This is a genomic window from Micromonospora sp. NPDC048999, assembly GCF_040649295.1.
In the GTDB taxonomy this organism is placed as follows: domain Bacteria; phylum Actinomycetota; class Actinomycetes; order Mycobacteriales; family Micromonosporaceae; genus Micromonospora.
Genome location: NZ_JBEZFI010000023.1, coordinates 42,748 through 63,977 on the forward strand (window position 1 = coordinate 42,748; position 21,230 = coordinate 63,977).

A 21,230-nucleotide genomic window follows, 5' to 3' on the forward strand; every position below is an offset into this window, starting at 1 on the left:
CGCCCCGCGTGTTGGCGGGGCCGGAGCCGCCGATGCTCAGTGGGGCATTCCTCCCGTACGCAACCTAACCCCCGCCACGGACCTCGTTCTCGACACTCGCGTCAGCGGATGCGGCCGCCCGCAGTGACCAACCACTCCCCGGTCTCCCAGTCCGTCGGGCCACCTTCGATGCGGTAGCACAGGTCGAATCGGATGCTCATCTCCGGGCACCAGGGGTGATTGACCGGGACCAAGCGGAAGATCTCGTCGAGGCCGGGGAAGGTGATCCCCTCTGGCTCGGGAAAGAGCAGCTCCAACTCCGCCCGAGTGGTCGACCTTGCCCAGCGGCCGAACGTCATGGTTCACGTCCTTCCCCTGCCTGCCGGGCTCCACCCCGGCCAGGCCGGACCGTTCATCATCGCCAGTACGCCCAACGGGGAGGAGGTTGGCTACCTCGACGACCAGGCTGCCGGCCGCATCACGAATGATGTTGCCTCTCTCTGGGCTGTCTGGGATACCGTGAGGTCCGTCTCTCTGCCACGAGACCAGACCGTCGACTTCTTGAAAGCGCGATCATGGATAAGCTGAACGGCGCGCGATGGCGCAAGAGCACCCGCAGCAGTTCCAACGGCGGAGCATGCGTCGAGGTCGCCGACAACCTGCCCGGCGTCATCGGCGTACGCGACTCCAAGGACCCAACCGGCCCGATCCTCACCTTTGGGCCGTCGACGTGGCGGGCGTCCGTCGCCCAGGTCGTCAAGCCATCCTGACAACCGCAGGGTCCGCAACCCGCGGGGTGCAGCTCGCATGAGCGAACCAACGATGTCGCCCATCCGTCCGGTCGCGTTCCGCCGTTTCTGGCAGGCATACGCGGTCAGCGCGGTCGGCAGCGGCGTCGGCGCGGGCGCGCTCCCGCTCATCGCGATCCTCGTCCTGCACGCGGGTGCCTTTGAGGTATCTGCGCTGGCGGCGATCGGCGCGGTCTCCAGCGCCGTCATTTCCGTTCCGCTGGGGTCGCTCATCGATGCGAGCGAGAAGCGCTGGGTGATGGTCGTCAGCAACGCCGTCCGGTTCGCCGCGCTGGCAACGATTCCGGTCGCGATCGTCGCCGACGCCCTGACCTTCGCGCAGCTGTGCGGCGTAGCGATCGTCCAGACCACCGGCGCCATCGCGTACAACGCGGCGGGTTTCGCATATGTCAAGGCGGTGGTGCCAGCCGACCAGCGGACCTCCGCCAACGCCAGGATCGATTCGGCCAACTGGATCACACAGTCCGCCGGCCCGCCTGCTGGCGGTGCCCTCATCGCGGCGACGACACCGTTCGCGACAGTGGTCATAGACTCGCTGAGCTATCTCGCCTCCGCCCTGCTGCTGCGCCGAATCCCGGCAGCAGCACCCGCCGCGACGAAGGCAGTTGGCCGCGAACGCGGAAGGCTGCTTAGCGGATGGTCGTGGATCTTCCGCGAGCCTACGCTTCGTATGTTGTACATCAACGCGATGCTCTTCGGCGGCGCCATCATGTGGAGCAGCCCGCTTCTGGCCGTCCTGGTACTGCAACAGATGCATGCAACACCGCTCGAATACGGCTTCGTGCTTGGCGTACCGTGCCTCGGCGGCCTGCTCGGTGCCATGCTCTCACCAAAGGTGGTAGCAAGGATCGGGCAGCGCCGTGCGTTGCTCGTGCTTGGGCTGTCCCGCATCCCCTGGCTTGCCGCCCTGCCGTTCGCCGGATCCGGCACGGTAGGGATCGCGGTCATCACGGCCTCAAATTTCCTGCTCTTGACCTCCGCAGGCCTGTTCAATCCGGTATTCGCGACGTATCGCATGGAGGCGACACCCGACCATCTCATGGCGCGCGTCAGCGCCGCGTGGTCGGTGAGTTCCAAGTCCGTCCAGCCCGCCTTCATCACCATCGGCGGGATCGTCGCCGCCACGACCTCGATACGGCTCTCTCTCGTCGTCGCGGCGGCGCTTTGTCTGCTCAGCGGGGCGTTCCTCCCGTACGGCGCATTGCCGTACGCCCGGCGGATGGTGCGGCGTCAGCGGATGCGGCCGCCCGCAGTGACCAACCACTCCCCAGTCTCCCAGTCCGTCGGGCCACCTTCGATGCGGTAACACAGGTCGAATCGGATGCTCACCTCCGGCCACCAGGGGTGATTGACCGGGACCACGCGGAAGATCTCGTCGAGGCCGGGGAAGGTGATCCCCTCGGGCTCGGGAAAGAGCAGCTCCAACTCCGCCCGAGTCAGGTCGGTCCAGAGCGCGAACTGCCACTCGGTGCGCGTCCGCCACTCCTCGTAGACCAGCTCGAACCGCGGCTCGCGGCCCACCACGAAGTCACGGATGTTGCCGCGCAGCTCGTCAGGGGTCGACGGAAGGATGAATGGCCACTCCTCGCCGGTGGGATAGCGGTACAGGGTGGAGGTCGAGGCGAGAGCCAGCAAGAGGTCGCGCCATTGTTCGGGAGAGGTTGTCCGGCCGGGCAGGTTCACGCCGGTGTGGTCGACCCGCCGGACGTGCCCGGCGAGCCTACGGGTCAGCTCCGCCAGGTCCACCGTGGGCAGCACGTCGGGCAGCACGTCGCCCTCGACACCGAGGTACGGGCCGGTGTCGAAGGCGACCGCCGGCGTGGGCGTGTCGGCCAGCTCGAAGATCGTCAGCGGACGGGCGCCGGACGGCCGGGGCGGGGTGAGGGTCAGACGTTCCACCGCCCCGCCCGGCGCCCTGACGGACTCGGCGTACGCCACGCCGGCGAGCAGGGTGCGCAGCTGGCCGAGGAAGGCGGCCGATTCCGGCGTCCTCGGCAGGCGGAAGGCAATCTCGGTGAGGCGCTCCATACGGTTGACCGTAGGCGCGGGGCGGGACGCCCAGAAGACACCGGCTGCCACAATTTCGGCGTATCCGGTGCCGGCCCGCTGACCACCCCGCCGGTGCCGACCCCGGCCGGCGCCGGCGGGTATCCTGCTCCGGGTCGGCGAGCGGGAGGTGGGCGTGGCCAGGGAGAACGGGCGCAAGCTCATCGCCTCGAACAAGAAGGCGCGGCACGACTACACCATCCTCAAGACGTACGAGGCCGGCATCGTGCTGGCCGGCACCGAGGTCAAGTCGCTGCGTGAGGGGCGGGCGTCGCTGGTCGACGCGTTCGCCCAGGAGCGTGACGGCGAGATCATGCTGTACGGCCTACACATCGCCGAGTACGGCTACGGCACCTGGACCAATCATCAGCCGCGGCGCACCCGCAAGCTGCTGCTGCACCGGATCGAGATCGCCCGGATCCTGGAGAAGCTGCGTGAGGGCGGGGTGACCCTGGTGCCGCTGTCGATGTACTTCTCCGACGGTTGGGCCAAGGTCGAGTTGGCGCTGGCCCGGGGCAAGAAGTCGTACGACAAGCGGCAGGCCCTCGCCGAGCGGGACGCCAACCGGGAGATCGCCCGCGAGTTGGGCCGCCGCCTCAAGGGCGCCCGCTCGGCCCGCTGAGCAGGCCCGGCTCCCGGCACTCCGCCTGCTACCCCTGGGCCTGACGTCCGGCGGGACGGCACTGGACCACCTCCTCACGGTTACGGTGAGTGCCGGGCAGAGTCGAATGGCTTCGGTCACGCCACGTAATGTCACTGATCGACGCCGTGAAGGCGGCTGCTGCCAGCCCAACTCTCTGACCAGGGATTTCGGAGAATCGGCTCCTCTCCCGTCCCACCCTTGCTTCTGCCTTTGCTCTGCAGCCAGATACGCATCGGAAGCTGTGCGTGACCGTTGCGTCCATGGCTGCAGAGCAAAGGCGACGAGGGGTGGTCCCTTCCGATGCCGGCTGTCATTACCGACGGTGACCAGCGGTGCGCTCGGTCAGGCCCGCCGGGGCGGGGCGCCGAAGCGGCGGCACCCGCGGCGTCGAACCAGCGGCTCAGAAACGGCGAGGTGGAGAGCCCTCCCTTGACAGACTTAATCCATATCTTTAAGTATGTCTATTAGTATGGTTTGTTAACTGTTCGGTCTGGCCCGGACCCGTCGGGAACGGACCGACCGACCAAGGGGAGGCAACTGTGCGCAGCATCCGCACCATCGCCGCCGTGGCCCTCGCGAGCGTGGGTCTCACGGTCGGCCTGATCGCGACCACGAGCGCACCGGCCGCAGCGGGACCCGGCGCGATCACCTGGTCCGACGACTTCAACGGTCCGGCCGGCGCGGCGCCGGACGCCAGCAAGTGGCGCTACGACATCGGCGGCAGCGGCTGGGGCAACAACGAGCTGGAGTACTACACGTCGAGCACCCGCAACGCCGCCCTCGACGGCAACGGCAACCTGGTGATCACCGCCCGCAAGGAGAACCCGTCCGGCTACTCCTGCTGGTACGGCAGCTGTCAGTACACCTCGGCCCGGCTGCTGACCAACGGGACGTTCAGCCAGGCGTACGGCCGGTTCGAGGCGCGGATCAAGATCCCGAGGGGGCAGGGGATCTGGCCCGCGTTCTGGATGCTGGGCAACGACATCGCCACCAACCCGTGGCCCAACAGCGGCGAGATCGACATCATGGAGAACATCGGCCGCGAGCCGTCCACCGTGCACGGCAGCCTGCACGGGCCGGGCTACTCCGGCGGCAACCCGCTGACCGGCCAGACGTCGCTGCCCGGCGGCCAGGCCCTCGCCGACGCCTTCCACACCTACGCGGTCGACTGGGCACCCGACTCCATCACCTGGTACCTCGACGGCGTGGCCTACCTGCGCAAGACGCCGGCGGACGCGGGCAACAACCGCTGGGTCTTCAACCACCCATTCTTTATGATCATGAACGTGGCGGTCGGCGGCAACTGGCCCGGCTCGCCGGACGGCAGCAGTGTCTACCCGCAGACGATGACCATCGACTACGTCCGCGTTCAGGCCTGGGACAACGGCAGCGATGGTGGTGGCACCGCCGGCCAGATCGTCGGGTACGGCAACAAGTGCGTGGACGTGGCCAGCTCCAACACCGCCAACGGCACCGCGATCCAGCTCTGGACCTGCAACGGCACGGCCGCCCAGCGCTGGACCTGGAACTCCGACGGCTCGGTACGCGCCCTCGGCAAGTGCATGGACGTCACCGGCGGGTCGACCGCCAACGGCGCAAAGGTGCAGCTGTACGACTGCAACGGCACCGGAGCGCAGCGGTGGACGTTCAGCTCCGCCGGGGACATCGTCAACCCACAGTCGAACAAGTGCCTGGACGCCACCGGGGTCAGCTCCGCCGACGGCACCCCGTTGCAGATCTGGGACTGCACCGGCGGGGCGAACCAGAAGTGGCGACGCTGAGCGGAGCAGGACCGGGCACGGCCCGGTGAGCGCCAGGAGCCGGCCGGGTCCGACCCGGCCGGCTCCGCTCAGAACGGCGCGTCCACCGACAGCCGCCGCACCTGCGTGAGGTACGGGTCCAGCTCCCCCACCTCGAACCGGCAGGTGCCGATGACGTGCCAGAACTGCCCGCCCGGGTCGCCGTCCAGCTTGTATCGCCCGTCCGGGCTTACCGCCGCCCAGCCATCGGGCAGGCCGATCAGGGTGGCCCGCAACTGCGCGTGCTCCGGATCCGCCACATCCCACAGCCGCACGGTGCCGTCGTCGCCGGCGCTGGCGAGCAGGCTGCTGTCCGGGCTGAACGCCACCGACCAGACCCGCCGGGTGTGCGCGGCGAGGCTGCCGTGCAGCCGGCCGGTGCCCGGATCCCACAGCCGGATGACCAGGTCGTCCCCGGCGGTGGCGACCAGGGCGCCGTTCGGGCTGAACGCGCAGGACCAGAGCCGTCCGGTGTGCTCGGTGAGCACGGTGCGCCGCTCACCGGTGGGCACGTCCCACACCACGGCGGTGCCGTCGTTGCTGGCGGTGGCCAGCATCGTCCCCTCGTTGTTGAAGGACACCCCGTAGACCCGGTCGGTGTGGTGTTCGAGGATGAGCCGGCAGGTCGCGGTGGCCGCGTCCCAGAGCCGGACGAGCCGGTCGTCGCAGCCGGTGGCGATGGTCTCGCCGTCTGGGCTGAACGCGACCGCCCGCACCCGGCCCTGGTGCGGGGCGAGCGTGGCGAAGTGCCGGCCGGTACGCCGGTACCAGAGCCGAACGGTGTCGTCGTCGTTGGCGGTGGCCAACGCGTCGCCGTCGGGGCTGAACGCGGCCGCCCAGACGTGATCGGTGTCCACGTTGAGTTCGCGCTCGTCGGCGCCGGTGTCGGTATTCCACAGGTGTACCCCGCCGTCACCGCTGGGCGAGGCGACCAGCGACTCGCCGGGGCAGAACACCGCGGAGAGCAGCCGGTCCGCCGGGCTGGCGAGCTCCCGCACCAGCCGGCCGGTGCGCGGCTCCCAGAGCCGTACCACGCCGTCGTTGCCGCAGGCGGCCAGCACCTCGCCGTCGTCCCGGAAGGAGAGCGCGCTGACCCGCCGGCCGTGCCCGCGCAGAGTGTGCTGGAGCTGACCGGTGCGGACGTCCCACATCCGGGTGGTGCCGTCGTTGCTGCTGCTGGCGACCTGCGCCTGGTCCGGCCGCCAGACCACCGGCCAGACCGAGCCGCGGTGCCGGGTCAGCTCGTGCCGGGGCTGGCCGTCGGCGGTGTCGAAGAGCTGGATGACTCCGTCGCTGGCGGCCGTGGCGACCAGGGTGCCGTCACCGTTGAACCGGGCACTGTAGATCGCGCCGCGCTGCCGTCCCAGCACCCGCACCGGCCGCCCGGTCTCCACCTCCCACAGCCGCACCGCGCCGTGGGTGTCACCGGTGGCCATCAACGTGCCGTCGGGGTGCACGTCGAGGGCGTAGACGTCGGCCTCGTGGCCGCGCGGCTGCCGCAGCATCTCACCATCGGTGGCCCGGCGGATCCACACCCGCCCGTGCTGGCCGACCGCGGCCAGCGCCCGGCCGTCCGGGGTGTGCACCACCCGGTAGACCGCCTCCGGCTCCCGAGCCTCGAAGGCGAGGTCGCCGGAGGCGATGTCCCAGCCGCGGATCACGCCAGCGCTGTCCACCACCACGACCCGCCGGCCGTCCGGGCTGAACGAGGTGCCCCAGATGGGTGCGGCGTGCCCGGGCCACTCCTGGCGCAGCCGGGCCGTGCGGGTGTCGTAGAGGCGAACCACCCCCGCGGCGTCGCCCACCACCAGCCGGCCCCGCGCCCCGTCGGTGAGCAGCGGCCACACCCAGCCGGCGAAGACGTCCTCGATGACGTGCCGCACGTCGCCGTGGTCGGCGTCCCACAGCCGTACGGTGAGGTCGGCCGCGCCGGTGACGAGCTGGTGCGAGGCGGCGTCGAAGCGGACCGCGTACACCCGCCCCCGATGGCCCTGCAGGGTACGCACCGGCAGGCCGCTGGCGGTGTCGCAGATCAGCACGCCACCGTCGTCGGTGCCGACGGCCAGCACCGCCCCGTCCGGGCTGTAGGCGACCGGCACCGGCAGCCGGCCCACCTCGAAGCCGTACGAGACGCCGACGGCGGGCGGGGCCAGGCCCGGCATCACCGGACGGCCCGGGGCGACCACCGCGCCGCGCAGCTCCGGCGCGCGCAGCAGCGCCGGGTCGGCGGTCACGTCGATCAGCGCGGCCCGGTGCCAGCTGCTGCCGGTGATCCGGGCGCCGCGCAGGTCGGCGCGGAACAGTCGGGCCCCGGCCAGCTCCGCCCCGCGCAGGTCGGCGCCGGCGAGTCGGGCCTGGTCGAGCCGGGCGCCGCGCAGCCGGGCGTGTTCCAGCCGCGCCTCGGCCAGGTTGGTGGCAACGAGGCGGGTGTCGGTCAGGTCGGCGGCGGTCAGATCCGCCCCGGTCAGCTCCCGGTGGGACAGGTCCTCGCCGCGCAGCACCGCGCCGCGCAGGTCGGCCCGGTCGGGCAGCCGCAGCCGGGCGCTGAGCCGCAACGCGTTGGCCCGGACCGTCTCCCCCGCCGTCTCGTCGCCGAGCACCCGGGAGGTCCACGCCGTGCACCGGGCGGGGTCGGCGAGGTCGCCGAGGAACTCCACGGTGAGCGCCGACAGCGGGCGCACCGCCAGGGCCGTAGGCTCCTCGCCCCGGTTGATCTGGGCGGCGATCCCCTCGGCGACCAGCCACTCCATCACCGAGGTGTGGATGAACCCGAACAGGCCGTCGTCGGTACGGATCAGCAGGCTGCCGGCGCCCACCGCGTGCGCCGCCTGCGGCCCGGACAGCCGGGAGTCGGCCAGCCCGGCGAGCCGGCCGGCGGTCTCGGCCACCTCGGCCGGGCGAAGGTAGGACTCCCCGCTCTCCCAGAGCTGGAACGCCAGCCGGCTCACCGCGTGCCACAGCTCGGGGCGGCGCAGGCCGACCGGCGCGCCCGGCACCCCCTGGGTGCGCCGCTCCTCGAAGTCCAGCCAGGATTCCAGGATCTCCCGGTAGAGCGCCGCCGCGCTGAACGTGCCGCCGGCGCCCGCCACGGCCGTCAGCCGCCCCTCGTCGAGGTTGGCGATGAAGCCGAGCATCCGCGGGTTGCGGGACAGGCCGAGCAGGTCCTTCACCCCGGCGAGGAGGTCCATCCGCTGGCGGGCGGCCCGCTCGTCGCCGTCGTAGCGGTGGCGCAGGAAGGTCTCGATCTGCCCGGGAGTGAAGTCCTCGATGGCCAGCACCCGGCGGTGCGGCAGCAGCCCGACCCGCTCGCCCAGGGCGGTCAACACCTGAGAGTTGGTCTTGAAGTGCTGGGTGCGGCTGCTCACCACGATCTTGGCGTTCCCCTCGGCCGCCTGGAGCAGCGTCTCCAGGTGGTCGGCCGCCCGGTCGTACGTCACCCGGGCCACCAGCTCGTCGAAGCCGTCGAAGAGCAGCACGATCCGCCCCTGGCGGAGCATGTAGCGGAACGCCTTGAGGTCGATCACCTGCTCGCCGTGGTTGGCCAGGTGCGCGGCCACGAGGCCGTCCACCGAATGCGCCTTGTCCAGCGCGCGCAGCTCCACCAGGATCGGGATCAGGTCCGGGGCGGCGGTGGGCAGTCGGCGGGCCACCTCGCGCAACGCGAACGTCTTGCCCCGGCCGAAGTCGCCGAGCACCAGCACGAACCGGCCGTCCGGCGCGGAGATCAGCTCCAGCAGCTCGTCCACCACGTCCTCGCGGACCCGCTGGTCGGCACCGACCAGGTGCCGGTAACGCTGCGGCACGTACTGACCAGGCGGGTAGAGCCGGTCGGCCTGCAGCCGGGCAGTCTGCGCGGCGACGTACTCGCGCAGGTCGAGCAGACCCTGGAACTCGGTCAGGTGCAGCACCCGGATGCCGCGCCGCTGCGCCTCCTCGGCCAGCCCGCGCGGCACCCGGTCGCCGTCGTACACCAGCTCGGAGGGAATGTCCGGGTCGGTGGCGTGCACCCGCCGGGCGAAGTGGTCGACGTCAGCCGCGGTCGGCGTGCCCACGTACGCGCCGACCCGCTGCTGCCGGATCACCCCGTCGGACCGGTAGGTGACGAACAGGTGCGGCGGCTCGGCCGACTCCCGGCGGATCAGCACCCGGTCGTGCCGCGCCTCGCAGACCTCGGCCAGCCGGTCGAGGAGGCGGTCCAGCGGGGCCGGCGGAACCGCGGCCGGCGCGGCGGCCGTGCCGTCGGCGGGCGGGCCCTGGGTGGGCCCCTCGGCCGGTGTGGGCGTTCGCGGGTCGGGCACCTGGGCCGGGCCGGCCGCCCCGAACGTCGCCGCCGTCCGCGGCCAGGCGACCGCCGTCGGTTCGCCCACGTCGTGCCGGTCGTCGCGGCCGAGCACCCAGCGGGTCATCCCGTCGGCGGCCAGCCGCAGCACCTGCGCCCGGCCGTCCCGGGAGGCGGAGGCCACCGGCACCACCGGGTCGACCCGCGCGCCGGACGCGGCGTCGGACAGGAGCAGGTTGAGCATCGGACCGACCAGACGGTGGAACGAGGGCCGGTCGCGCAGCGTCACCCCGTCGGGGACGGCCACCTCGTCGGCGTACGGGCTGCGCCCGCCCGGGGCGTGCGCCATCGCGCCCAGCCGCAGCCAGCCGGACTGCTGGTAGTGGCTCAGCCGCTGGGCGAACCAGGCGGACTGGGCCTCGCCCAGGAAGCCGTACCGGTCCTCCTCCCGGTGGGTGACCGCGATGGTCGAGTTGAGCCCGGCCACCACCACCCGCAGATCCGGCACCGGGAACAGCGTCCACGGCTGCTCACTGTCGAAGATCCGGTCGTCGAGTCCCTGATAGAGCTCGTCGAAGAGCCGGGCGTAGTGCCGCCACTTCGGCCAGTACGGCGGCTGCGGGTCGACGTCGTCGGCCTCGCAGGTGGCGAAGTACGCGCGGCTGGCGGCCATGGTGACGTCACGCGGGCCGGGCACCACGACCAGGCGGTGCGGCTCCAACCCGAGCAGCACCCGCAGCCCGGTGAGGAAGGTGAGCGCGTCGGAGAACTCGCGCGGGCTGCCCGACTCGGTCAGGTTGCCGGCCACCACCAGCAGGTCCGGCCGCGGCACCCCGTCGTTCATCAGCAGGGTGAGGTCACCCATCAGGTGTTCCTGCAGCTCGCCGGGGGTGACCGGGGCGCCCGGCTCGATCACCCCGCGACCGAAGCGCGGCCCGGCCACCTGAAGCACGGTCAGCGTGCCCCGCGCCGCCGGCACGGCCGCGGAGGCGGGCGGGAACGGCGGCGGGTTGATCGGCGTACGCCGGGCGCGGCGCGGCGCGGGCGGGCCGGCGACGGGCGCGGCGAGCACCCCGGCCGGGGCGGCAGGGTGGTGCGGGAAGGCCGGTTGCCGGACGGGTTTGGCCCGCCCGTCGAGCGCCTCGCGGATCCGGTCCAGCACCCGGGCCCGTGCCTGGCCCGGATCCGTGATGCCGACCAGGTCGACGTACGTGATGGTGGCGAGCAGGCCGTCGATCGGGCAGTCCTCCACCCGGACGGTGACCAGCTTGTTGCCGGTGCCGTCGGGGTCGGCGCGCAGTGCGGCCTGCCACTCCAGCTTGCCGTACGTGGAGTGCAGGTAGCGTTCGGACAGGACGGCGACCACGACGGCCGCCTCCCGGACCCCTCGATCCATGAAGTCGATGAAGTTGGTGCCGGCGACGAAGTCCCACGCCTGGAGCAGGGTGCGGTAGCCCGCAGCCTCGAACTCCCACGCCAGCCAGGTCGCCCAGCGTTCGTCGGCCGGCGAGTAGCTGATGAAGAAGTCGATGGGGCGGTCGGACCGGGTCGGGTGCGCGCCTACAGCCACCTGGCCATTATGGCCACTGATCGTCAATCCGTGGCCACAGTGGGACGTCTCCGGGTCGCGTCGGGCCCGGGCGGCGGTACGGCGGTGTGCGAGGATCATGGGTCGTGGAGACCGTCGGCGAGCCGCCGTCCGCCGCGCCGGACCGATCCCGCTGGGGCCGGCTGCACGTCCTGGACTGGATCGCGATCGGGTTGGCCGCCGGCGGCGTCCTCTGTATTCTCACCGGGCTGCTCCCCCGCGCGGACGCCGAGGCCACCGTACGCCGGATCCTGCCCATCCTGATCTTCCTCGGCACGGTGGTGGTGCTGGCCGAACTGACCGCGGTGGCCGGGGTCTTCGACGCGCTCGCCGCCCGGGTGGCGATCACCGCGCGGGGCAGCTACCGGAGGCTGTTCTGGCTCTGCGTCGGCTTCGCCTCGGTCACCACCGTCGCGCTCAACCTGGACACCACGGCCGTCCTGCTCACCCCGGTGATGATCGCCCTGGCCCGCAAGCTCGGCGTGCCGCCGACGCCGCTGGCGATGACCACGGTCTGGCTGGCCAACACGGCGAGCCTGCTGCTGCCGGTCTCCAACCTGACGAACATCCTGGCCAGTGACCGGATCGGCCTGGCACCGGTGCCGTGGGCCGCCCGAATGTGGTGGCCGCAACTGGTCGCCATCGTGATCACCATGCTGCTGCTGTGGCGGTGGTACTGGCGGCCGGCGCGGGCCGGCGCCGACCCGTTCGTCACGCCGCCGCCGCACGTGCCGCCCGACCCGGTGCTGTACCGCACCGCGTTCGGCGCGTGCCTGCTGTTCGTCGCCGGGATCCTCGCCGGGGTCCAGATCGGGGTCGCCTCCGGGGTGGCCGCGGCGATCCTGGTCGCCGGCTTCGCCCTCCGCGCCCGACGCCGCCTGACACTGCGCCTGGTCCCCTTGCGGCTGCTGGTCTTCGTCACCGGGCTGTTCCTGGTCGTGCAGACCATCGGCCGGCACGGCCTGGACACCGTGATGGGCGCGCTGATCGGCGGCGACGCGGGCGTCGAGGGCGCGTTGCGGGCCGGCGGGGTCGGCGCGCTCTTCGCCAACGTGGTCAACAACCTGCCCGCGTACGTGGCCGGCGAGGCGGTGATCGCCGTCGACCACCACACCCAGTTGCTGGCCCTGCTGGTGGGCACCAACGTCGGCCCACTGGCCACCCCGTGGGCGTCGCTGGCCACCCTGATCTGGTACGAGCGCTGCCGGGCCGCCGGGGTCGCCGTCCCGCTGGGCCGGTTCATGGCCACCAGCGCCGCGCTCGCGGTGCTCGGCACCGCCGCCACCGTCGCCGCCCTGCTGATCGGCCCCTGACCCGGCCATATCTCGGCTGCGGCAGGCGAACGCGGCCGGCGGGCGTGACGTCGCCGGGATCAGTCGTCGCCGAGCACGGCGAGGCCGAGCCGGCGGAGCCGCTCCGGGTCGGCGATCACGTCGATGGCGGCGATCCTGGCGTCGGTGACGGTGAAGGCCATGACGGACAGCGGGCGGCCAGCCGCGGCGACGAGCACCCCAGCGGCCCCGTTGACCAGGGCCGGCCGCGCGAACGGGGAGAACCGCCCGAACGTGGTGGCCTGCGCCGCCACCGCCTGCGCGCCGGTGATCACGGTGGTGTGCCGGGCGCGGGCGACGCCGCCGTCGGAGCGGAGCACAACGTCCGGATGGAGCACAGCGACGAGCCCGTCGAAGTCGCCGTCCCGGGCGGCGGCGAGGAACGCGTCCACCACCTCGCGCTGACGGGCCAGGTCCGGATCGGGAGCCGGGGCGCGACCCTGGACGCGGCGGCGCGCCCGGCTGGCGAGTTGCCGGGCGGCGGTCGGCGACCGGTCGATCATGTCGGCAATCTCGTCGAACGGCACGGCGAACATGTCGTGCAGCACGAACGCGAGCCGCTCGGTCGGGGTAAGGGTGTCCAGCACCACCAGCAACGCGAGCCCGACCGAGTCGGCCAGGACGGCGGCGTGCGCCGGGTCCTCCGCGTCGGCGATGCTCACCACCGGATCGGGCATCCACACCTCGAGGGGTTCCTCACTGCGGACGCGCCGGGCCCGCAGGGTGTTGAGGCAGACGCGGCCGACCACCGTGGTCAGCCAGGCGGCGAGGTTGTCCACCTCGTCGGTATCGCTCCGGGCGAGCCGTAGCCAGGCCTCCTGCACCGCGTCCTCGGCCTCGGTGAGCGAGCCGAGCATCCGGTAGGCCACCGCCCGCAACTGCGGCCGGTGCTGCTCGAACCGCTCGGCCAGCCAACTGTCCTCGTGCATGTCCCGTTCCTCCTCGCCCGGTCTCCACACTCGACCCGGCGCGGCCGGCCAGTGTGACAGCACCTCAGCTTTCTGTGGCACCGGTCACATCGGTCACGTTCCCCGATTCCACGGGGTCGAACCGGTAAGCCCAGCAGGGACCGCGACTCGCGGCCCGGACGAGCACGGAGGACGACATGAGCGCACCCATCCTGGTCACCGGCGGCACGGGCACCCTCGGCCGCCTTGTCACCCCGCTGCTACGCGAGGCCGGGCACCCGGTGCGGGTGCTCAGCCGCCGGGGCGGGCAGACCGCTTCCGGCATCGAGCACGTCACCGCCGACCTGCTCACCGGCGACCGCGTCGACGCCGCAGTGCGCGGGACCGACATCGTCCTGCACCTGGCCGGCGGACAGAAAGGCGACGACCAGGCGACCCGCAACCTGGTCCGGGCCGCGCGGCGCGGCGGCGTCCGGCACCTCGTCTACATCTCGGTCATCGGCGCCGACCGGGTACCGCTTGCCTGGCTGCGCACCAAGCTGGACGCGGAGCGGGCAATCGCCGAGTCCGATCTGCCGTGGACGACGCTACGCGCCGCCCAGTTCCACGACCTCGTGCTGACCGTGACGGAGAAGATGGCGAAGCTGCCGGTGATCCCGGTGCCGGGCGGGCTCCGGTTCCAACCGGTCGACGCCCACGACGTGGCGGCCCGGCTGGTCGACCTGGCGCTCGGCGAGCCGGCCGGTCTGGTGCCTGACCTGGCCGGCTCAACCGTGTACGGGATGGACGAGTTGATCCGCGGCTACCTGCGGGCGGTCGGCAAGCGCCGGCTGTTGCTGCCGGTCCGGTTGCCCGGGAAGGCCGGCCGGGCGTACCGCAACGGTGACAACCTCACCCTCGACGGCGCCGACACCGGCGCGCGGAGCTGGGAGACCTTCCTGGCCGAGCGGTTCGCCACCCGGCGAGCCTGACGACTCCACGTACCGGGCTCACCAGCCCACGGTCGTCAGGCTGATCGGGGTGAGCTGCCGGACCTGCGGCTCGATCCATTGTGCCGCGGTCACCAGTTTGACCAGCCGGTCGATGGTCTCCGGCGGCCCTGCGACGAAGCTGCGCCGGTCGGCCGGGCAGCCGTACCGGTCGTCGAAGCAGCCACCATCGAGGGCGCGGACCGCCATGCCCGCCTCGACGGCCAGCAGCATCCCGGCCGGCAGATCGACCGCCTCCGGGCGGTAGCCGACGAAACCGTCGATGTCGCCGCGGGCCAGCATCACCCAGGCCAGCAGCGGCGCCCACAGTTGCAGCACCCGCCGGGCGGTGCCGTCGAGCACCACCTTGAGGGCGCGGGCGGTGCTGTCGTCCCGGCGTACCTCGTGCCCCTGGGTCCAGGCCAGCACCGGCGCGGCCGGCACCGCCCGGTGGGGCGCGCGCAGCGGCCGGCCGGACGGGCCGGAGGCGTGTACGAAGGCGCCCCGGCCCCGGACGGCGGACCAGGTGCGCCCGGCGACCGGGTCATGCACCACGCCGAGCACCGGAGAGCCCCGGTCGCAGAGGGCGATACCGACCACGTACGCGGGCAGCCCGATCGCCACGTTGTTGGTGCCGTCGAGTGGGTCCACCAGCCACGCCCAGGAGGTGTCGGGGGCGTACTCGCCGCCCTCCTCGGCAATCACCCCGTGTTCCGGCCAGCGGGCCCTGATCCGGTCAACGATCAGCCGCTCGGCGGCCAGGTCCAGGTCGGTGACCAGGTCGCCGGAGGCGCTCTTGGCTCGGGCGTGCAGCTCGCCCCGGGTGCCCCGGCGCAGCAGCCGCCCGGCGGCCTGGGCCGCCTCCACCGCGAACCGGTGCGCGTCGCGCAGGTCGGGTCCGCCTCTGCTCGGCTCCACGGCCATGGTTCCTCCCGCCACTCAGCCCCGTGCCACCAGTTGCGCTATCTCCCGCGCCACCCGCGCGGTCTCCGCCGGGTCGCAGCGGTTGCGGCGTATCCGGTGGCTGCGCCCGTTTACCGCGCCGAGGCTGAGGTCGGAGGCGCCCGGGGTGGTTCGGCCGAGCGCCACGGTCACCGCCGGCTGTCCCCGGCCCACCTCTGAGGTGTGGAAGCCGCCGGCGCGCAGCGCGTACGAGGCACCGGCGGAGTGACTCTCCACCGTGGCGGTCGCCGCGGTCACCAGCCGGTCGGTGGCAGCCATCTCGTCGACGTCGCCGCGGCTGTGCACCTCGTACACCCGCCAGGCGGGGTCCACGGGGGTGTCGGTTACCTCGATCAGCTCGTTGCGGACCTGCCCGTGCAGCACGTGGCTGAGCAGGTCCCAGCTGTGCGAGTGCATGGCGGACGTGGTCGGCCGCACGGTCGGCGGGTCGGCCGGCCAGGCGTGCACGCAGATGCCGTCGGGGCCGGTCCGCTCGACCGGCAGGCAGGTGAAGCCGAGCGGGTGGCGGACGGCCAGCAGCGGCCGCCGCCCCTCGGCGACGTCGTCGAGGACGTTCAGCACCCAGCCACGGAGCAGCTCCGGCCGGGTGCCCCGGTCGATCTCACGTTCGAGGTCGGCGTAGCTCATCATGCGTAGGGGTTCCTCGCCTGGATGGCCCGGCTCACGATGTCAGCGACCTCGCGGTCGCCGAAGGACCGGGGTAGTGGCAGCCCGAGGGCGGTGAACAGCCGGCGGACCTGCTCCACGGAGGGCTCGTCGTCGAGCCTGACCTGCCCGGCGGCCTCGGTCGGCACCCGTCGGCTCTGCTCCCGGCTGAACTGCAACTCGATGTTGTAGCGGTTGTAGTAGAGCTCCGTGCGGTCGATCCGCAGTGCCGGGGTCTGCGGGTTCTCCTGCGTGATGATGACGCAGCTCGATGAGAGGTCGTAGCGGAAGGTGGTGATCTGCGCGGAGAGCCGCACGTCGATGGTGAGCAACCCGGAGCGTTGCCGGTGCCAGCAGGCGGCCAGCACGGTGGCGTAGGACTCCTTGCGGGTGCGGTCGACGGTCCACCGCTCGCCCGGCGCGTCCGGGGCCAGGCTGCGCCGGAACTGCGCGTACCGCTCGCAGACCGCCTCGTCCGTCGGGTCGATGATCTCGATGGCGAACTGCAGGGTGGCGTTGCGCCGGCGGGCGTGCTCCAGGCAGTCGGGCAGGGTGACCGCCCGGGTGTAGGTGCCGGTGCCGCCCTTGAAGGCCCACCGGTCGGTGTGCCGGCGGGCCTCGGCCAGGGCCTGCCCGACCTCGCTGCCGTGCAGCACCCGGACCATCGTGACGCTGTCGATCGCCTCCCGGGCCCGGCTCAGCGCTCCGTCCGGGCCGGTGATCTCGCGCATCGGCGGCACCAGCTCGGTGAGCCGGTCCCGGGTGTCCCGAATAACCTGCCGCAGCTCCTGCTCGGCGGTCTGGCGCCGCAGCCGGTCGCGCAACAGTGCCTGGGCGAGCAGGCCGAGGACGAGCAGGATGACGTTGTTCACCACGTCCTGGCTGACCGTGTCGCTCAGCCCGAGGACCGCGACGACCAGGGCCAGGAGCAGCCCGATGAACGCGTCGAGGTTCTTGACGACCCAGGTGACCAAGCGTGCCATGACTCCCCCGGCCGGCGGCGAGCCCTCATGATAGCCTTTTGTCGATGTCGACGTCACTCACCGTTCGGTCGCGTCGGTGACCCTCGGTGACGGCTGATCGAAGCTTCGGCGGGCGGCGCAGATCAACGATCCGCCCAGCCCCGGGGCCAGCCGGGCGAGCAGCCGGGAGGTCACCCAACGCCCGCCGGGCAGGCGCCAGCCGACGTGGTTGGAGCGGATCGCCAGCGGCACGAACCCGGCCTGCCGCAGCACCCGGCGCAACAGCGACGCGGTGAACGGTCGGATGTGCAGCCAGAGATAGGGGTGCAGCGGATCCACCTGGCGCGGGGCCCGTCCGAAGAGGAACGCCAGCCGGTCCTGGACGGTGGCCAGGTTCGGGGTGGTGAGCACCAGCAGGCCGCCCGGGGCGAGCACCCGGTGACACTCCCGCAGCAGCGCCACCGGGTCGTACACGTGCTCGATCAGCTCACCGGTGAGCAGCCCGGCGAAGCTGCCGGTGCGGAACGGCAGGCTGCGGGTGGCGTCCAGGCAGACCGGCACCGCCCGGCCGCCGGCCGTCCGGCGAGCCTCGCGCAGCGCGGTCTCGGCCATGTCCGCCACCATCAACGGACCCGGCAGCTGTGCCGGGTCGAGCATGCTCCGCGGGCCGCAACCCAGCTCCAGCACCGGCCGTCCGCCCACGACACCGTCGGCCACCAGCCGGGCCGCGACCGCCCGCCGGATCCGGTGGTACGGGTCATCGACATATGCGTTGACCTGCGCACCGTCGTGGTAGCTGCGCCGGTTGGCCCGCCGGCCGTACGCCTGGGCGCTGCGGGAGGAGGCTCCGATCGGCGGCTTGACCATGCAACCTCCACTGCGGTCGCCGGGTCCGGCGGCGGCGCCCGCCTACAGCGTCGCACCGCACCCGTTCGGTGGTGGGGAAGACCGGGCCGACGACGACGCAGCGGCCGGGAGGCCGCGTTGAGCCAGACCGTACTCCCGCTCCGCGGTGCGGGGCTCGTGCCGCCCGCCTTCGAGGGCGCGCTGGAGGCTCCATCGCCGCCGCTGACATGGGTAGCGACACCGGCGTGTCGCGGGCGAGGGGACATCTTCCTTGAGACCGATATGCCTCCGGGGCACCACCACCAGTCCACCAAAGGACGAACGACAGCGTCGTGAATCGATGTCTGCGAGCGGCGACCGGCGATTCGTGATTGACAGTCGAACTCTCCGCTATTTCCGGGTCAACCCGTGACGCTGTGTCACTCACGAATCGACGGCGCGAAGAGAATGGGATTCAACTGCGACGGCAACCCACCCTACCGGATAGAGGTTGCGAACGACCAAACCGCGAGCGACCACTGAGGCAACTCCGCCATTGGCGCCCGCCGGACTCCACAGCGACGTCAGACCGACGATCAAGCAGGACCGACTCACCCAACTCCGACGTAGAGGGTCCAGCACAGGCCAGTCGACAGCAATGCGCGAATATTGACCGTTATCATGCTCATCGATGAACATCTTCGCCACACAACAAGATTTCGGGCATTCCATACAAGATGTCGACCAATTATCCGCCATTCAATCCAGCATTCTGTCAAGGCCTTGACTGACCCATCCAGCAACCGCAATATATAGGCGTTCATCTCTTGATCGACGTCCTGGCCACTGCCCCATCAGTCGATCTACGAGCGCGAACACCCGAGGCGACGACGCCTTTCAGAATCCCCCCGGCCGAAACCTTCCGGCCGGCACCGCGAAACCAATTGCTCACGAGGGCAAGGAGAGCTTGTCCCGGGACGGCCGGCATGTGGGCCGACAGACGCGTGAAGGAGAGACGCAGTGAACCCGCTGGTCTCAGTCGTCATACCTTGCTACAACCGGGCGCGCACGGTCGAACTGTGCGTACGGTCGGTACGGCAGCAGACGTACCCGGCCATCGAGATCATCGTGGTCGACGACGCCAGCAGCGACGGCTCCGCCGCGCTGGCCGCATCGGCCGGCGCAAGCGTCCTTCAACTGAAGACGAACAGCGGCCCCGGTGCGGCCCGGAACGCCGGCGCCGAGCATGCGCGCGGCGAGATCCTGTTCTTCCTCGACGCGGACGTCGCACTCGAGCCGGGCAGCGTCGCCGCAGCGGTCGCGGAACTGCGGTCCACGGCCGCGCTGGGTGCCGTCTGCGGAGTGCTGCGGCCAGAGTCGCTGCTGTCCCACAACCTCATCGCCGAATACCGAGCCCTGCAGATGTACCACTGGTGGCTGGCCCACGAGGGCCCCATGACGGGGTTGCACACGGCCCTGTGCGCGATGCGTGCCGAGGTGTTCCACGAGATCGGACCGTTCAATCCCGACCTACGACACACGGAGGCACCGGAGTACGGACACCGGATCCGCCAGCGCTACGACGTGCGAAGCACCGCGGCGATCGCCGGCGTGCACGACCACGACACCACGCTGCGGGTGCTGCTGCCGAAGGTGTTCCTACGGGCTCGCGCGAGCGCCGCCGAGGTCCGGCCCGGGGAGGTGCTCGGCGGTGCCACCTCCCGGGTGCTGGCCAGTGGCCTGGTCCTCGCCGCCGCGCTCACGCTGCCGGCACCGCTGGTCGCGGGGGTCGCCGGCGTCGCGGTGCCGCTGGCATTCGCTGCCGGGGCCGTCGCGCTGGACGCCGGCATCTACCGCCGAGTGCTGGCCGACCGGGGAATCCCCTTCGGCCTGCGGTTCGCCGCGGTTCATCTGCTCTACCAGCTCACCTCGGCGGTCGGCGCGGTGCTCGGGACGGGGCAACGGCTGCTGCACCGCGCCGTCTGGCGGGCCGCGCCGTCAGTGGGGGCCTCCCGATGACCGTTCTCCGTCGCGACCGGGCCCGTCCCCCGCGACATGTGGTCGTCGGCGCCGTGCTCCTGCTGAGCGTCGGCACGACGGTCGCGGCGATCACGGTTGTGCACTGGGTCGCGGCGCGGACCGGAAGCGCATGGTCTCCCGGTGGCGATCTGGCGGTCTACCGGGAGGCCGTCGCGGCGGTCCGCGCCGACGCTTCGCCGTACGGGGTCAGCCTGGGCGGGTACGGTTTCGTCTATCCACCGTTCGCCGCGCTGATCCTGACCCCGCTGGCGTGGCTCGGCCCGGCGGCCGGGTTCTGGGCGTGGACTGTGCTGTCGGCGCTCGCCGTGCCGATCGTGGTGTGGCTCCTGGTCGACCACCTCACCCCCACCGGGGACCGGCGGCGGCCGACCCTGCTGGCAGCCGGCACCCTGGCCGTGCTGCCGCTCTCCCCGATCGCGGGAACCCTGCTGCTGGGCAACGTGAACACTCTCCTGCTGGCGCTGGTCCTGCTCGACCTGCTGCTCATCCAGGGGTGGCCCCAGGGGGTCCTGGTCGGCATCGCGGCCGGGATCAAGCTGACGCCACTCATCTTCGTCGGCTACCTCCTGCTGACCGGCCGGATCAGGGCCGGTGTTACGGCCCTGGTGAGCTTTCTCGGCACCGTGGGAATCGGCTTCGTGTTCCTGCCGGCCGCCTCCGTCACCTTCTGGGGCGGCGCCGTCCTCGACAGCTCGCGGACCAGACCGCCCGGCGAGGAGGCGTTCGGCAGTTCCGTCCGGGGCACCATGCTGAACCTCCTGTCTGGGCCCGGACAGACCGCGTGGGTGCCGGTGAGCGTGGCCGTGGGCGTGGTCGGGCTGGCCGTCGCGGTGTGGGCGAGCCGCCGGCGCGAGGAGCTGACGGGGATCCTGGTGTGCGCGGTGACCGGCCTCCTCGTCTCGCCGGTCACCTGGTACGCCCACTGGGTCTGGTGCGTACCGCTGCTGGCGCTCGTCGCGGCGCGTACCTGGCACCGGCCGGGCCCCGCCCGGCTGCTCGTCGGGGGACTGTGGCTCGTCTTCGCCCTGCCGCTGCCGTGGTGGGTCGCGTACGTCGTCGGTTGGGTCCCGGTCCCGGAACGGGACTGGCTGATGCCTGTCGAGCTGCTCTACACCCTCACCGGCGCGGCGCTGCTGGTCCTGGCGGCGGTATGGCTGCGTCGCACCGCTCCGGTGCGGCCGGGCCACGCGACCGCCGCTGGGAGGCTCTGATGTCTGCGCCCGACGCGGTCGCGGTGGTCGTGCCGAATTTCAACAAGGCCAAGACCCTGCGCGCCTGCCTCGAATCCATCTACGCCCAAACCCACCAACCCACCGAAGTCATCGTCGTCGACGACCACAGCACCGATACCTCCCCCACCATCGCCCGCGACTTCCCCTGCACCCTCATCACCACACCCACCAACCAAGGACCAGCCGCAGCCCGCAACACCGGCGCCGCCGCCA

General features: G+C 71.8%; 17 protein-coding genes and 1 pseudogene. 10 read left to right on the forward strand and 8 right to left on the reverse strand.

Annotation, left to right across the window (positions count from 1 at the left end; all coding sequences use genetic code 11):
- Positions 1-101 precede the first annotated feature (101 nt).
- The gene (locus tag AB0C02_RS21825; RefSeq protein WP_357550579.1) at positions 102-338 is read right to left on the reverse strand and encodes a hypothetical protein; all 237 of its coding nucleotides are present in this window, start codon (positions 336-338) and stop codon (positions 102-104) included.
- Here AB0C02_RS21825 and AB0C02_RS21830 point away from each other — a divergent pair.
- From AB0C02_RS21830 to AB0C02_RS21840, 3 genes and pseudogenes are all read left to right on the forward strand, one after another.
- Positions 307-567: pseudogene (locus AB0C02_RS21830) on the forward strand (Scr1 family TA system antitoxin-like transcriptional regulator); the annotation flags it as partial. The gene AB0C02_RS21825 and the pseudogene AB0C02_RS21830 sit on opposite strands and share 32 nt — an antisense overlap.
- Positions 555-749, forward strand: a complete 195-nt coding sequence (locus tag AB0C02_RS21835) for a DUF397 domain-containing protein (RefSeq protein ID WP_357550524.1) — start codon at positions 555-557, stop codon at positions 747-749. The pseudogene AB0C02_RS21830 and the gene AB0C02_RS21835, both read left to right, overlap by 13 nt.
- A gap of 37 nt (positions 750-786) precedes the next feature.
- Positions 787-2,094, forward strand: a complete 1,308-nt coding sequence (locus AB0C02_RS21840; RefSeq protein ID WP_357550525.1) for an MFS transporter — start codon at positions 787-789, stop codon at positions 2,092-2,094.
- Here AB0C02_RS21840 and AB0C02_RS21845 read toward each other — a convergent pair.
- Positions 2,019-2,816, reverse strand: a complete 798-nt coding sequence (locus AB0C02_RS21845; RefSeq protein ID WP_357550526.1) for a hypothetical protein — start codon at positions 2,814-2,816, stop codon at positions 2,019-2,021. The two genes, AB0C02_RS21840 and AB0C02_RS21845, sit on opposite strands and share 76 nt — an antisense overlap.
- 154 nt (positions 2,817-2,970) lie before the next feature.
- Between AB0C02_RS21845 and smpB the strand changes: the two genes are divergently transcribed.
- Together smpB and AB0C02_RS21855 are read left to right on the forward strand one after the other, a co-directional pair.
- A complete protein-coding gene (gene smpB / locus AB0C02_RS21850; protein WP_357550527.1) occupies positions 2,971-3,456 on the forward strand; it encodes an SsrA-binding protein SmpB in 486 nt (161 codons plus the stop codon).
- Between the two features lie 560 nt (positions 3,457-4,016).
- Positions 4,017-5,258 carry a family 16 glycosylhydrolase gene (locus tag AB0C02_RS21855; RefSeq protein WP_357550528.1) on the forward strand — a complete coding sequence of 414 codons (1,242 nt, stop codon included), beginning with the start codon at positions 4,017-4,019 and terminating at the stop codon, positions 5,256-5,258.
- A gap of 68 nt (positions 5,259-5,326) precedes the next feature.
- On the opposite strand, the gene AB0C02_RS21860 is transcribed toward AB0C02_RS21855, so the two are convergent.
- Positions 5,327-11,125, reverse strand: a complete 5,799-nt coding sequence (locus tag AB0C02_RS21860) for a TIR domain-containing protein (protein ID WP_357550529.1) — start codon at positions 11,123-11,125, stop codon at positions 5,327-5,329.
- 104 nt (positions 11,126-11,229) lie between these two features.
- Between AB0C02_RS21860 and AB0C02_RS21865 the strand changes: the two genes are divergently transcribed.
- Positions 11,230-12,456: an SLC13 family permease gene (locus tag AB0C02_RS21865; protein WP_357550530.1), complete on the forward strand. Its 1,227-nt coding sequence runs from the start codon at positions 11,230-11,232 to the stop codon at positions 12,454-12,456.
- A gap of 59 nt (positions 12,457-12,515) precedes the next feature.
- Here the strand turns inward: AB0C02_RS21865 and sigJ are convergent, their stop codons facing one another.
- Positions 12,516-13,403, reverse strand: coding sequence for an RNA polymerase sigma factor SigJ (gene sigJ / locus AB0C02_RS21870; RefSeq protein ID WP_357550531.1), 888 nt, complete (start codon positions 13,401-13,403; stop codon positions 12,516-12,518).
- Between the two features lie 176 nt (positions 13,404-13,579).
- Here sigJ and AB0C02_RS21875 point away from each other — a divergent pair, with 176 nt between their 5' ends.
- Positions 13,580-14,353 carry an NAD(P)H-binding protein gene (locus AB0C02_RS21875; RefSeq protein WP_357550532.1) on the forward strand — a complete coding sequence of 258 codons (774 nt, stop codon included), beginning with the start codon at positions 13,580-13,582 and terminating at the stop codon, positions 14,351-14,353.
- Between the two features lie 18 nt (positions 14,354-14,371).
- On the opposite strand, the gene AB0C02_RS21880 is transcribed toward AB0C02_RS21875, so the two are convergent.
- The 4 genes from AB0C02_RS21880 to AB0C02_RS21895 are packed head-to-tail and all read right to left on the reverse strand — an operon-like array spanning position 14,372 to position 17,787.
- The gene (locus tag AB0C02_RS21880; protein ID WP_357550533.1) at positions 14,372-15,274 is read right to left on the reverse strand and encodes an inositol monophosphatase family protein; all 903 of its coding nucleotides are present in this window, start codon (positions 15,272-15,274) and stop codon (positions 14,372-14,374) included.
- Positions 15,275-15,289: 15 nt separating this feature from the next.
- A complete protein-coding gene (locus AB0C02_RS21885) occupies positions 15,290-15,943 on the reverse strand; it encodes a hypothetical protein (RefSeq protein WP_357550534.1) in 654 nt (217 codons plus the stop codon).
- Positions 15,940-16,941: a hypothetical protein gene (locus AB0C02_RS21890; RefSeq protein WP_357550535.1), complete on the reverse strand. Its 1,002-nt coding sequence runs from the start codon at positions 16,939-16,941 to the stop codon at positions 15,940-15,942. The genes AB0C02_RS21885 and AB0C02_RS21890 overlap by 4 nt, the downstream gene beginning before the upstream one ends.
- Before the next feature lie 57 nt (positions 16,942-16,998).
- Positions 16,999-17,787 (reverse strand): class I SAM-dependent methyltransferase, encoded by a 789-nt coding sequence (locus AB0C02_RS21895; protein ID WP_357550536.1) that lies wholly within the window; start codon positions 17,785-17,787, stop codon positions 16,999-17,001.
- Between the two features lie 978 nt (positions 17,788-18,765).
- Here AB0C02_RS21895 and AB0C02_RS21900 point away from each other — a divergent pair.
- The 3 genes from AB0C02_RS21900 to AB0C02_RS21910 all read left to right on the forward strand — a co-directional run.
- Positions 18,766-19,764 (forward strand): glycosyltransferase family A protein, encoded by a 999-nt coding sequence (locus tag AB0C02_RS21900; protein ID WP_357550537.1) that lies wholly within the window; start codon positions 18,766-18,768, stop codon positions 19,762-19,764.
- Positions 19,761-20,996, forward strand: a complete 1,236-nt coding sequence (locus tag AB0C02_RS21905) for a glycosyltransferase 87 family protein (protein ID WP_357550538.1) — start codon at positions 19,761-19,763, stop codon at positions 20,994-20,996. The genes AB0C02_RS21900 and AB0C02_RS21905 overlap by 4 nt, the downstream gene beginning before the upstream one ends.
- On the forward strand, positions 20,996-21,230 hold a 235-nt coding region (locus AB0C02_RS21910; protein WP_357550539.1), incomplete at its 3' end, for a glycosyltransferase family A protein. The genes AB0C02_RS21905 and AB0C02_RS21910, both read left to right, overlap by 1 nt.

Excerpts from the sequence above, each read along its gene's own strand:
- AB0C02_RS21825 (WP_357550579.1), bottom strand. The coding sequence starts at position 338 with ATGACGTTCGGCCGCTGGGCAAGGTCGACCACTCGGGCGGAGTTGGAG.
- AB0C02_RS21835 (WP_357550524.1), top strand. The coding sequence starts at position 555 with ATGGATAAGCTGAACGGCGCGCGATGGCGCAAGAGCACCCGCAGCAGT.
- AB0C02_RS21840 (WP_357550525.1), top strand. The coding sequence starts at position 787 with ATGAGCGAACCAACGATGTCGCCCATCCGTCCGGTCGCGTTCCGCCGT.
- AB0C02_RS21845 (WP_357550526.1), bottom strand. The coding sequence starts at position 2,816 with ATGGAGCGCCTCACCGAGATTGCCTTCCGCCTGCCGAGGACGCCGGAA.
- sigJ (WP_357550531.1), bottom strand. The coding sequence starts at position 13,403 with ATGCACGAGGACAGTTGGCTGGCCGAGCGGTTCGAGCAGCACCGGCCG.
- AB0C02_RS21875 (WP_357550532.1), top strand. The coding sequence starts at position 13,580 with ATGAGCGCACCCATCCTGGTCACCGGCGGCACGGGCACCCTCGGCCGC.
- AB0C02_RS21880 (WP_357550533.1), bottom strand. The coding sequence starts at position 15,274 with ATGGCCGTGGAGCCGAGCAGAGGCGGACCCGACCTGCGCGACGCGCAC.
- AB0C02_RS21885 (WP_357550534.1), bottom strand. The coding sequence starts at position 15,943 with ATGATGAGCTACGCCGACCTCGAACGTGAGATCGACCGGGGCACCCGG.
- AB0C02_RS21890 (WP_357550535.1), bottom strand. The coding sequence starts at position 16,941 with ATGGCACGCTTGGTCACCTGGGTCGTCAAGAACCTCGACGCGTTCATC.
- AB0C02_RS21895 (WP_357550536.1), bottom strand. The coding sequence starts at position 17,787 with ATGGTCAAGCCGCCGATCGGAGCCTCCTCCCGCAGCGCCCAGGCGTAC.
- AB0C02_RS21905 (WP_357550538.1), top strand. The coding sequence starts at position 19,761 with ATGACCGTTCTCCGTCGCGACCGGGCCCGTCCCCCGCGACATGTGGTC.